The following is an 11,813-nucleotide window of genomic DNA, read 5'->3' on the forward strand; positions in this document are numbered from 1 at the left end:
GGGCGGGTTCGGTGGCGGCGGGGCCGGGAGCGGGGGTCACTTGACGCTCCCCGCGGTCAGACCGGCCTTCCAGTGCCGCTGGAGCAGCACGAACGCGAGCACGAGCGGCACGACGGCGAGCAGCGAGCCGGTGATGACCAGCGGGTAGTACTCGGGGAAGGCCTTGGTCTGGGCGTTCCAGCTGAACAGGCCGAGGCTGACCGGGAAGAGCCGGTTGTCGGAGAGCATCACCAGCGGGAGGAAGAAGTTGTTCCAGATCGCGGTGAACTGGAACAGCAGCACGGTGACGAAGCCCGGCATCACCATCCGCAGCCCGATCGACCAGAAGGTCCGCAGCTCCCCGGCGCCGTCCATCCGGGCGGCCTCCAGGACCTCGTTCGGCACGTAGCCGGCGCAGAACACCCGGGCCAGGTACACGCCGAACGGGTTCACCAGGGAGGGGATGAACACGGCCCAGAAGGTGTTGACGATGCCGAGCTCGGAGGCCAGCAGGTACATCGGCAGGGCGAGCGCCGTGGTGGGCACCAGCACGCCCAGCAGCACCAGGCCGAACAGCTTCTCCTTGCCGGGGAAGCGGTAGACGTGGAAGGCGTAGCCGGCCGCGACGCACACCAGCGCGCACAGCAGCGAACCGATCCCGGCGTACAGCAGCGAGTTGAGGTACCAGCGGAAGTAGATGCCGTCGCCGGTGGAGGCCAGGTCGCTCAGGTTCTGCCCGAGCTGGAAGTTGTCGGCGCCCAGGGAGTTGCCGCCGAGCAGGTCGGCGGTGTTCTTGGCGGAGGCGGTGAGCAGCCAGCCGAGCGGCCACAGGGTGTAGAAGGTGGCCAGCAGCAGGGTGCCGTTCACGGCGACCTTGGAGAGCGTCCAGGGGCGGCGCGGCCGGCCGGAGCGCTCCGGCCGGGTGGGCGGGGCGCTGCTGGGGCGGGTGGCGGTGGTGGTCATGCGTCGGCCTCCCGCCGGCGTTCGGAGCGGCCCCGGGTGAGCCGGGTGACGGCGAAGGAGAGTCCCGCCGCGGCGAGCGCCAGCAGCACCGAGGCGGAGGCGGCGAGGCCGTAGTCGTGGCGCTCGAAGGCGGCCGTGTAGGCGTACATGTTCGGGGTCCAGGAGGAGGTGACGCCCGGCGAGGTGCCGTAGAGGATCATCGGCTCGGTGAACAGCTGGAGCGAGCCGATCACGGTGAACAGGCCGACCATGGCGATCGACGGCCGGATCAGCGGCACCTTGATGCTCAGCGCGGTGCGCAGCGGCCCGGCGCCGTCGACGACGGCCGCCTCCAGCACCGAGCGGTCGATCGCCTGCAGGGCGGCGAAGAAGATGACCAGGTTGTAGCCGGTCCACTGCCACAGCGCCATGTTGACGACGGCGGGCAGCGGGTGGCCGAGCGGGTCGGGCTGCGTCCCGAGGCTCTCCAGCGCGTCCAGCACCGGGCTGATGCCCGGGGTGTAGAGGTACATCCACAGCAGGGTGGCGATGATGCCGGGCACGGCGTGCGGGATGAACAGCGTCAGCTGGAAGAAGCGCCGGGCGCGGGCCAGCGTGGAGTCCAGCAGCAGCGCCAGGACCAGCGCCAGGCCGGTCATCAGCGGGATGTAGATCAGGCAGTACTGCGCGGCGGTCAGGAACCCGCCGCGGAACGCCTCGTCGCCGAGGGCCCGGGTGTAGTTGCCGAGCCCGGTGAAGACCGTCTCGGCGTCGCCGAAGCCGAGGCCGTCGCGGCGTTCGGTGAACAGGCTGAGCCTGATCGCGTAGCCGATCGGGATCAGCGTGCACGCGGTGAAGAGCACGAGGAACGGGGTGAGCAGCACGGCCGGTGCCCCGTACCGCCCGCGCCGCCGCCGGCCGGCGGCAGCGCGGGCGGTACGGCCGGGATGGGTGCCGGTGGTCACTGGGCGACCTTCAGTCCGCGGTTCTTGAGCTCGGCGAGGGTGGCCTGCTGCGCGGTGTCGAGCGCCTGGTCGATGGTGCCGCTCCGGTCGGCGACCTTGCCGAAGGAGTCCTTCAGCGAGCCGTTGGTGAGGCCCATCGCCGGGCCCCAGGTCCAGCCCGGCTTGATCGACTTGGCGGCGTCCGCGTACAGGGCGTAGAGGTCCTGGCCGCCGTAGAAGTCGGTGTTGAAGGCCTGCTTGGCGACCGGCACCAGCTCGGTGGCGGCCGGGTAGGCGGAGGAGGTGCCGGAGGAGATCCGGGCCTTGAAGCCGTCGGCGGTGGTGGTCGCCCAGGTGGCGAACTCGACGGCGGCCTTGGCCTTCTTGCTGTCCTTGGACACGGCGAAGGTGGTGCCGCCGAGCATGCCGCTGGCGGGGGTGCCGTCCCAGCTGGGCATCGGCGCGGCCGCCCAGGCGCCGTCGCCCGCGGGGGCGGTGCCGACGTTGGCCTTCAGGACGCCGCCGCCCCAGGTGGCGCCGAGGTAGCCGGCCGTCTCGCCCTTCTGCAGGGACGCGGTCCACTGCTGGCTGAAGGACGGCATGACGCGCACGAGGTCCTCGTCGGCCAGCTTCTGCCAGTACTCGGAGACCTTGCGGGTCTCCGGGCCGGTGAGCTCGCTCTTCCAGGCCTCGTCGGCGGCGGTGAACCAGTGGGCGCCGTTCTGCCAGGCCATCGCCTCGAAGGTGGTCGGGTCGTCGGGGAAGAAGGTGGCGATCCGGGTGTCCGGCTGGGCGGCCTTCAGCTGCTGCGCCGCGGTGCGGAACTCGTCCCAGGTGCGGGGCACGGTGATGCCGGCCTTGGCGAAGAGGTCCTTGCGGTAGTAGAAGACCTGGGGCGAGGCGTCCAGCGGCAGGGCCCAGGTGCGCCCGCCGAGCGAGGTGAGCTCGACGGCCTGCGGCAGGTACTTGGCCTTGAGGTCGGCGCCGACGAGCTTGCTGATGTCCTGGACGGCGCCCTGGCTGACGAAGTCCGGCAGCTGCGGGTACTCGACGTTGAAGACGTCGGGGGCGTTGCCGGCCTTGACCGCGTTGGAGAGCTTGGCGTAGCCGCCGGCGGCGCCCGCCGGGATCTCCTCGAAGGTGACCTGGATGTCCGGGTGGCTCGCGTTGAACGCGGCGACCACGTCCTTGGTGCCCTTCGCCCAGCCCCAGAAGGTCAGGCTGACCGGCTTGCCGTCGTCCGCGGCGGCGGCCCCGGCCCCGTCCCCGCTGCTGCCGCAGGCCGCGAGCAGGGTGACACAGAGCGCGGCCGAGGTGGCCGCGGCGGCGACGCGGAGGGCTCTGCGCCGGGAGAGGGGGGTCGAGCGCATGGGTGGGCTCCTTACGGCGAGGGTGCGCGGGCCCCTGGACGGTCGGCTCCGACCGGGACCCGCAGAGGGGTGGGGGCGATTGGCTGTCATCCTGAGCAGGTCGGCGATCGGAGTCAAGAGATTTGGATCAAATGATCTGACCTGATCGGCCGTGACGGCCCCCCGGAGGGCCTTCGTGACCTCCAGGAATGCCGAAAAATCGGGGCATTGGGCCGATGCTGGGGCAACATCACAATCCGATCAAGCCGTCCATTTGATCGCCTCAGCTTGACGAATGATCAGGTGCTGCCTAGATTCCGGCTGACCACCCCATCACGGAGGACCTCATGCGCCTGCCCCCGGAGGACCGCGACCTCAGCCCGCACACCGGCTGGACCAGGGAGCACTGGGAGGCGGTCGCCGACGCCCTGCTGACCGCGGTGCGCCCCCACGCGAGCCCCGGCGGCGCGCTGATCGACCTGCCCGGCCCCCGCCCCAGCCGCTCCGGGCGCCGCTCCGACGGCCTGGAGGGCTTCGCCCGCACCTTCCTGCCCGCCGCCCTGCGGGTGGCCGGCGCGGGCGGCGCCGACCCGCACGGCCTGCTGGCGCACTACGCCGCCGGACTCGACGCGGGCACCCGCACCCCCACCGCCGAGCGCGACCTCGCCGACGGCGACCGCGAGTCCTGGCCGCTGATCACCGACCGCGGCCAGGCCATGGTCGAGGCCGCCTCCATCGCCTTCGCCCTGCGCCTGACCCGCCCCTGGCTCTGGGACCGGCTGCCCGGACCCGTACGCGACCGGGTCGGCCGCTGGCTCACCGACGCCCTGCACCGGGTGCCCAACGACAACAACTGGTGGCTCTTCCCGCTGTCCGTCGGCGGCTTCCTCGCCGAGGCCGGCATCGCCGAACCCGAGGCCCGCGCGGCGGTCCGCCGCGGGCTGGAGCACATCGACCGCTGGTACCTCGGCGACGGCTGGTACACCGACGGCCGCCCCCGCGCCTTCGACCACTACAACGGCTGGGCCCTGCACCTCTACCCCGTCCTGCACGCCCACCTCGCCGACGACCGGGCCCTGCGGGCCGAGTACGGCGAACGCCTCGCCGCCCACCTGGCCGGCTACGCCCACACCTTCGGCGCCGACGGCGCGCCCGTCCACCAGGGCCGCTCGCTCACCTACCGCTTCGCCGCCACCGCCCCGCTCTGGGCCGGGGCCCTCACCGGCCACACCCCGCTCGCCCCCGGCACCACCCGCCGACTCGCCTCCGGCGCCCTGCGCCACTTCCTGGACCGCGGCGCCGTCGACGACCGGGGCCTGCTCACCCTCGGCTGGCACGGACCCGACCTGCGGCTCGTCCAGGTCTACTCCGGCCCCGCCTCCCCGTACTGGGCCGGCAGCGCCTTCCTCGGCCTGCTGCTCCCGCCCGGCCACCCGGTGTGGACCGCGCCCGAGGGCCCGGCCCCCGCCGAGGAGCGCGACACCGTGCTCGCCCTGCCCGGGCCCGGCTGGCTGGTGCAGTCCACCGCCGCCGACGGCCTCGTCCGGCTGCACAACCACGGCAGCGACGACCAGCCCGCGGACGCCGTGGGCCCCGACGACCCGCAGTACGCGCGGCTCGCCCACTCCACCGCCACCGGGCCGTCCTTCGAGGGCCCAGCCGACAACCACCTCGCCCTGCTGACCGGCGACGGACCCACCGAACGCGGCCGCGTCCACCCGCTCGGCACCGGCCCCGGCTGGGCCGCCTCCCGCTGGCACCCGCGGGTCGGCGGCCGCGAGGTGCCCGGCGTCACCGTCACCTCGCTCACCCTCGCGCACGGCGCCGAGGAGCTCCGCGCCCACCTGGTCACGGGCGGGCCGGCCGGCACCCCGGTCACCCAGACCGGCTGGGCCGTCGCGGGCACCCGCACCGAGCGGCACCTCGCGGCAGGCGTCCGGGCCGACGGGCGGCTCGTCTCCGAACTGCACGCCCTGCACGGCTTCACCGCCGCCGACAGCGCACCGGTCCCCGGCGGCACCGCCTTCGGTCCCGAGGCGGCGCTGCCCCGGCTCACCGGCGACCTGCCCGCCACCGGCCCCGCCCTGTTCGCCTGCGCCGCCCGGCTCACCGCCGCCGGGCACCCGTCCGCCCTCGCGGACGCCCTCACCCTGGAGGCCCGGACCGACGACGGGGATCCGACGGCCGTCCTGCTGACCGTCCGGCCCGCCGGCGCCCCGGCTCTGCGGATCCGGCTGGCGCCGGGCGAGGTCACCGTCCTCGCCGCCGAAGAGGACTGAACCGCCGTGCCCCTCGGCCCCGCCCGGACCACCACGCGCTCGTGCCGCCGGCCACCTGCCCGTCCTCGTCGACGCCCTCACCCGCGCAGGCCCGGGCTGACGAGCGGGATCGGGGCGGTCGTCGTGCTGACGGACCACCCTGCGGAGGAGGGCGGGGCCACCGTGCCCCTCGGCCCCGCCCGGACCGCCACGCGTCCGTGCCGCCGCCCACCTGCCCGTCCTCGTCGACGCCCTCACCCGCGCGGGCCCGGGCTGACGAGCGGGATCGGGGCGGTCGTCGTGCTGACGGGCCACCCTGCGGAGGAGGGCGGGGCCGCCGTGCTGACCGTCCGTTCCGCCGGTGCCCAGCTCCATCCGTGGCCCGCCCGGGCTGCCGCCCGCCCGTGCGCCCTCGCCGTTGCCGTGCGTCCGCAGGAGCGGCCGGGGGCGGGCGTGGCCGCCGTCCGCCCCGCTGAACAGGACTGAACCGCCGTGCCTCTCGCCCTCGCCACCCTCGGTCTGCCCGACGTGCCGCTCGACCGTGCCGCGGCCCTCGCCGCCGAGCACGGCTGGCACGGCCTCGAACTGCGCTGCGCCGACGACCAGCCGGTCCGCCTCGGCCTGGACGCGGACGAGCGCCGGCACACCGCCCGGCTGCTGTCCCGCGCGGGCCTGCTCCCGCTGACCCTCGCCTCCTACGTCGGCGTCGCCGTCCCCGGCCCGGACGCACCGGTGCTCGCCGCGCTGACCGCCCATCTGCGGCTGGCCGCCGACCTCGGCTGCCGCCACCTGCGGGTCTTCCCCCACGGCGGCCCCGGCCCGGCGGCCGAGGCCGACCGGCGCGCGGTCCGCAGGCTGCGCGCGGCGGCCCCGCAGGCGGCGGCCCTCGGCGTGCGGATCCTGGTGGAGACCCACGACTCCCACCGGGCCGGCGCCGCGCTGGCGCCCCTGCTGCGCCGGGTGGACCACCCGGCGGTCGGCGCGCTCTGGGACCTGCTGCACACCTGGCTGGCCGGCGAGACCCCCGAGCAGACCCACCGGGCGCTCGGCCCCCACCTGGGATACGTGCAGGTCAAGGACGTCGCCTCGGCGGACGACCTCACCCCGCTGCCGCTCGGCGCGGGCATCCTGCCGATCACCGACTGCCTGCGCCTGCTGCCGCACGGGGCCTGGGTGGCCTGGGAGTACGAGGCCCCCTGGCATCCGGGTGCCGCGCCTCTCGCCCCGCAGCTGGGGCCGGGGGCGCGGCACCTGTCCGCCCTGCTGCCGGGTTGAGGCGGGCGGGGCGCCGCGCGGCCGTTGTTCCCGGTCGCGGGGCGCCGCTTCGACGGGCGGGCCCCGCGTTTCCCGGCTGCGTCAGGACGACACGGCGGGCCGCAGCTCCGCCGGCTCCGCCGCCGTCACCCCGGCGGGCTCGGGCCCCACCCGGCGCCGCACCAGCACGGCCGCCAGCGCCGCCAGCGCGAACGCCGCGCCGGCCCACGGCAGCTGCCGCGTCCCGGCGGTCGCCACCACCAGGCCGCCGACCGCGCTGCCGACGGTGATGCCCAGGTTGGAGAAGGAGATGAACAGGCTGTTGCCGAACTCCGGCGCGTCCCGGGTGTCGCGGGCCAGCCAGGTCTGGCTCACCACGAGCCCTCCCGAGTGCACCGCCCCCCAGAGCAGCACCACGAGGACCATCGGCGCGGGCCACGGCCCGACCGCCCGGACCAGCGCGTAGACCAGGACGTAGAGGACGGGGAAGGCGGTCACCGTCCGGACCGGGGTGCGCTCCAGCAGCCGGCCGAAGAGCAGGTTGCCGAGGACCATCACGATCCCGAAGGCCATCAGCAGCCCGCCGATCGTCGACCCGCCCAGCCGGGTGACGCGCTCCAGGTACTCGGCGAAGTAGCCGTAGACCGAGAACATCGCGGCGAAGACGAACACCACGGCCGTCAGCGCCAGCCAGGTCCGGGAGCGCCGCAGGACGCCCAGCTGGCGGCCGTAGGAGAGCCGCCGCTCGGCCGGCATGGTCGGGAACAGGGCCAGGACCCCGAGCAGGGCGAGCAGGTTGGCGCCCGCGCCGAACCAGAACGCGGCGGCCAGGGAGAGGTGTTCGGCGAGGTAGGAGGTGATCGGCACCCCGAAGGCGAAGCCGAGCGTCACCCCCGCGAACACGGTGGTGACGGCCCGGGTGGCGCGCTCGGGCGGGACGAGCCGGGTGGCGGCGGTGAGCGCGACCGCGAAGAACACCGGGTGGAAGACCGCCGGCACGATGCGGAAGACGAGCATCACCGAGAAGCGGTCGGTGAGCGCGTACACGGCGTTGGACGCGGCGAACACCGCGAGCGCCGACGCGAGGACGGTCCTGCGCCGCACGCCGGAGGCCAGCAGCGTCGCGAACGGGCCCGCGACGGCGACCACGAGCGCGAAGACGCCGACGAGCCACCCGGCCGTGGACGGCGCCACCCCGAGCTCCTCGGAGATCCTGGGCAGGACGCCGACGACGCCCATCTCCGTGGTGATGATCCCGAACACCCCCAGCGAGAGGGTCAGGACGACAGGACCGGTCTTTCCCATGACTGCCTTCCACCGCCCGGCCGTCCACGGGAACGGCTCCGCCGCCCCGCAACTCCGAGCTACAAATCTAGATAGTTAGATGAATTTCGCCGCGGAAAAGGGCACACCCCTCCCCGGCGGCGGACCGGAACGAAGCTCAGAGCTGGTCGCGCACGTACGCCGCGAAGGCGGCGATGGTCGCCTCGTCGCGCCGGTAGAAGGTCCACTTGCCGATCCGCTCCGACACCAGCAGCCCGGCGTCCCGCAGGATCTGCAGGTAGCCGGACACCACCGACTGCGCCAGCCCGGAACGCTCCCGGATGTCCGTCACGCACACGCCGATGTGGAAGCCGACGCCGCGCTCCAGGTAGTACTCCTCGTCGAAGTACCGCTCGGGATGCTTCAGCCAGTGCAGGAACTCGGCCCGCGCGGGGTTGGCGAGCGCCTTGTGAACGGCCAGCGGATCCACCGTGCACTCCTCTCGCGAGCCGGACCTCCGGGAACGCATCCAATATTCTCGATACGAAGAAATTCGTCAACCCGACCCGACCCGACGCGGCCCTACCCGGCCCGCGGCGTCGTCAGCTCGGCGCCGCAGGAGGCGCGCACGTGCAGGACCGGGAGCAGGGACGTGCGGTGCACCGGGAGCTCGTCGCCGACCGCCAGCCGGCGCAGCAGCATGTCGACCGCCGCCCCGCCGACCGCGCGCTTGGGCGGGGCCACGGCGGTCAGCGGGGGCGCGGCGAGTGCGGCGAAGACGTCGTCGTAGGCGACCAGCGCCACGTCCGCGGGCACCGTCAGACCGTGCGCGCGCAGCAGCGGCGGCAGTCGCAGCGCGTCCTGGTCGTTGTGGACGAGCACCGCCCGCGTCCCGGAGCGCACGGCCTCGGCGATCCGCGCCACCAGCACCTCGGGGTCGGCCGGTACGCTGCCGGGCCCGAGGGTGTCCAAGGCCGGCAGGGCGGGCAGTCCGAGCAGCCGGGTGCCCTCGCGGTAGCCGGCCCGCACCTCGGCGGCCGTCCAGGAGTCGCCCCGGGCGGCCAGCAGCACGCTCCCGTGGCCGAGCCCGGCCAGGTGGCGCAGCGCGCTCAGCACCCCGTGGCGGTGGTCGGAGGTCACGGTGTCCAGCCCGGACCCGGGGCCGTCCGGGGTGGGGGAGCGGCGTTCCACCAGCACGGCGGGCACCGGCAGGGTGTCCAGCCAGGCGTCGTCCTCGGTGGCGCGGCCGGGGAGCAGGCCCGGGGCCAGCAGCAGGCCCTCGGCGCCGGACTCCAGCAGGCGTTCGGCCTGCAGCCGGTCGCCGCCCGCGCCGTACGGGGCGATGCCGAGGACCAGCCGGGCCCCGGCGGCGGTGGCGGCGGCCCGGGCCCCGGCGATCACCTCGTCGAAGTAGGAGCCGACCGAGGGCACCAGCAGGCCGAGGGCGCGGCCCTCGCCGGGGCCCGGGGCGGCCGGTGCCCCGGTGGCGTCCGGGCGCTCCAGGGAGACGAAGCCGTGGGAACGGGAGAGCCGGCCGGCGTCGGCGAGCGCGGCGATGTCGCGGCGGACCGTCACGGCCGGGATGCCCAGTCGTCCGGCCAGCTCCGTGAGGCGGACCCGCCCGCCGAGCTCGCCGACGGCCGACACGATCAGTCTGCGGCGCTCTTCCCCCGAAATGGCCATCGTGGCCTCCCCATGTCGTGCCCGCCGAAGCGTCGTCCGGAAGCGGTCAGCTGATGATTTTCCGATCGAAGAGTATCGTTCGATCGAAAATTGATCAATAATACCCAGGACTGTCGATCGATTGACCGTGCGATCACCGAACTCCTAGGGTGACACCGGTGGCTGCCGCCGATCCGCCCGCAGTCACCCGCGCAGCCGTGCGCCCGGACCCACCGAGGTCCCCACGCCCCCTCGCTCCCGCTCCCCTCCCGCGGAGGACCCGATGGCCGACCAGGCCCCCCACCCCGCCCTCACCACCGACGGCGACACCTTCCTGCGCGGCGGACGTCCGCACCGGATCGTCTCCGCCGCCGTCCACTACTTCCGCATCCGCCCCGAACAGTGGACCGACCGCCTCACCCGGCTGCGTGCCATGGGCGTCAACACCGTCGAGACCTACGTCGCCTGGAACTTCCACCAGCCCACGCCCGACCGGGCCGACTTCACCGGCGACCGCGACCTCGCCGCCTTCGTGCGCGCGGCCGGCGACCTCGGACTCGACGTCATCGTCCGCCCGGGCCCGTACATCTGTGCCGAGTGGGAGTTCGGCGGCCTGCCCGGCTGGCTGCTCGCCGACCCCGCGATGCGGCTGCGCCGCCTGGACCCGCCCTTCCTCGCCGCCGTGGACGCCTGGTTCGACCACCTGGTGCCGGTGCTGCTCCCGCTGCTCTCCTCCCACGGCGGCCCGGTGGTCGCCGTCGCCGTGGAGAACGAGTACGGCAGCTACGGCAACGACACCGCCTACCTCGAACACCTCAGGGACGCCCTGGTCTCCCGGGGCGTCGACGTCCTGCTCTTCACCGCCGACGGCGCCGAGGACGGCTTCCAGCTCGGCGGCCGGGTGCCCGGGCTCCTCACCACCGGGACCTTCGGGTCCCGCCCGGAGGAGTCCCTCGCCTGCCTGCGCCGCCACCAGCCGGTCGGCCCGCTGGTCACCATGGAGTACTGGTGCGGCTGGTTCGACCACTGGGGCACCCCGCACCACGTGCGCGACGCCGCGGACGCCGCCGCGGTGCTCGACGCCCAGCTCGCCGCCGGCGCCTCGGTCAACCTCTACATGGGCCACGGCGGCACCAACTTCGGCTGGTGGAACGGCGCCAACCACGACGGCACCACCTACCAGCCGGACGTCACCAGCTACGACTACGACGCCCCGGTCGGCGAGGCCGGTGAGCTCACCGAGAAGTTCCACCTCTTCCGCGAGGTGATCGAACGCCACCTCGGTCCCAACCCGCACCCGCTGCCGCCGCTGCCCGCCCGCCTCGCCCCCCGCACCGCCCCCGTCACCGCGAGCCGGCCGCTGCTCGGCGCCGGCGGCGCCCTCGCCGAACTCTCCACCGTGCACCACCTCCCCGAGCCCCGCCCGATGGAGGAACTCGGCCAGAACCTCGGCCTCATCCACTACCGCACCCGGCTGCGCGGCCCGCTCGCCCACGGCGACCTGCGGGTGGACGGCCTGGCCGACCGCGCGCAGGTCTTCCTCGACGGCGAGCCCCTCGGCGTCCTCGACCGCGACCACCCCGCGCAGGCCCTGCCGCTGCGGGTCCCCGAGGGCGGCGCCGTGCTGGAGCTGCTCGTCGAGAACCAGGGCCGGATCAACTACGGCCCGCTGCTGCACGACCCCAAGGGCATCACCGGCGGCGTCCGCGTCGACCGGCAGTACCAGTTCGGCTGGGAGGTGCGCCCGCTGCCCCTCGACGACCCGACGGCCCTCGCCCTCGGCGAGCCCTCCACCGCCGACGGGCCCGCCTTCCACCGGGCCGAACTGACCGTCGACGCCCCCGCCGACGGCTTCCTCGCCCTGCCCGGATTCACCAAGGGCATGGTCTGGCTCAACGGCTTCGCGCTCGGCCGCTACTGGGAGATCGGCCCGCAGCGCACCCTCTACGCCCCGGCGCCGCTCTGGCGGGCCGGCGCCAACGAGCTGCTGATCCTCGAACTCCACCGCCCGGGCGACCGCGTCGAACTGGTGGCGGGCCCCGACCTCGGCCCCGTCGTCCCCGAGGAGCGGTACGGCTCCTGACCTCCCGGACCGGCCCGCCCCGCGGGCACGCGCCGCCCCGCGGGCACGCGCCGCCCCGCGGGCACGCGCCGCGCCGCGG

At 74.7% G+C, this 11,813-nt stretch carries 9 protein-coding genes; 3 read left to right on the plus strand and 6 right to left on the minus strand.

The genetic code is table 11. The features are described 5' to 3' along the window. Positions 1 to 36: 36 nt before the first annotated feature. The 3 genes from ACFXAM_RS09170 to ACFXAM_RS09180 are packed head-to-tail and all read right to left on the minus strand — an operon-like array spanning position 37 to position 3,235. Positions 37 to 942 carry a carbohydrate ABC transporter permease gene (locus tag ACFXAM_RS09170; RefSeq protein ID WP_380289030.1) on the minus strand — a complete coding sequence of 302 codons (906 nt, stop codon included), beginning with the start codon at positions 940 to 942 and terminating at the stop codon, positions 37 to 39. Beyond that, positions 939 to 1,886: a carbohydrate ABC transporter permease gene (locus tag ACFXAM_RS09175; RefSeq protein WP_380289032.1), complete on the minus strand. Its 948-nt coding sequence runs from the start codon at positions 1,884 to 1,886 to the stop codon at positions 939 to 941. Before ACFXAM_RS09175 ends, ACFXAM_RS09170 begins: the two co-directional genes overlap by 4 nt. Continuing rightward, a complete protein-coding gene (locus ACFXAM_RS09180) occupies positions 1,883 to 3,235 on the minus strand; it encodes an ABC transporter substrate-binding protein (protein WP_380289034.1) in 1,353 nt (450 codons plus the stop codon). Before ACFXAM_RS09180 ends, ACFXAM_RS09175 begins: the two co-directional genes overlap by 4 nt. Positions 3,236 to 3,561: 326 nt before the next feature. On the opposite strand from ACFXAM_RS09180, the gene ACFXAM_RS09185 reads away from it, so the two are divergent. Beyond that, positions 3,562 to 5,493 (plus strand): DUF2264 domain-containing protein, encoded by a 1,932-nt coding sequence (locus ACFXAM_RS09185; RefSeq protein WP_380289036.1) that lies wholly within the window; start codon positions 3,562 to 3,564, stop codon positions 5,491 to 5,493. 471 nt (positions 5,494 to 5,964) lie between these two features. Next, the gene (locus ACFXAM_RS09190) at positions 5,965 to 6,747 is read left to right on the plus strand and encodes a sugar phosphate isomerase/epimerase family protein (protein WP_380289038.1); all 783 of its coding nucleotides are present in this window, start codon (positions 5,965 to 5,967) and stop codon (positions 6,745 to 6,747) included. A gap of 81 nt (positions 6,748 to 6,828) precedes the next feature. Here ACFXAM_RS09190 and ACFXAM_RS09195 read toward each other — a convergent pair whose 3' ends face one another. The 3 genes from ACFXAM_RS09195 to ACFXAM_RS09205 form a co-directional block, all read right to left on the minus strand. After that, positions 6,829 to 8,031: an MFS transporter gene (locus ACFXAM_RS09195; protein WP_380289040.1), complete on the minus strand. Its 1,203-nt coding sequence runs from the start codon at positions 8,029 to 8,031 to the stop codon at positions 6,829 to 6,831. Between the two features lie 136 nt (positions 8,032 to 8,167). Beyond that, positions 8,168 to 8,479, minus strand: coding sequence for an ArsR/SmtB family transcription factor (locus ACFXAM_RS09200; protein WP_380289042.1), 312 nt, complete (start codon positions 8,477 to 8,479; stop codon positions 8,168 to 8,170). 92 nt (positions 8,480 to 8,571) lie between these two features. Further along, on the minus strand, positions 8,572 to 9,672 hold the full coding sequence (locus tag ACFXAM_RS09205; protein ID WP_380289044.1) for a substrate-binding domain-containing protein: 1,101 nt from the start codon (positions 9,670 to 9,672) through the stop codon (positions 8,572 to 8,574). Positions 9,673 to 9,934: 262 nt separating this feature from the next. Here ACFXAM_RS09205 and ACFXAM_RS09210 point away from each other — a divergent pair, with 262 nt between their 5' ends. Beyond that, positions 9,935 to 11,734: a beta-galactosidase family protein gene (locus ACFXAM_RS09210; RefSeq protein WP_380289046.1), complete on the plus strand. Its 1,800-nt coding sequence runs from the start codon at positions 9,935 to 9,937 to the stop codon at positions 11,732 to 11,734. Positions 11,735 to 11,813: the final 79 nt, after the last annotated feature.

It is taken from the genome of Kitasatospora sp. NPDC059462 (assembly GCF_042749955.1).
GTDB lineage: Bacteria > Actinomycetota > Actinomycetes > Streptomycetales > Streptomycetaceae > Kitasatospora.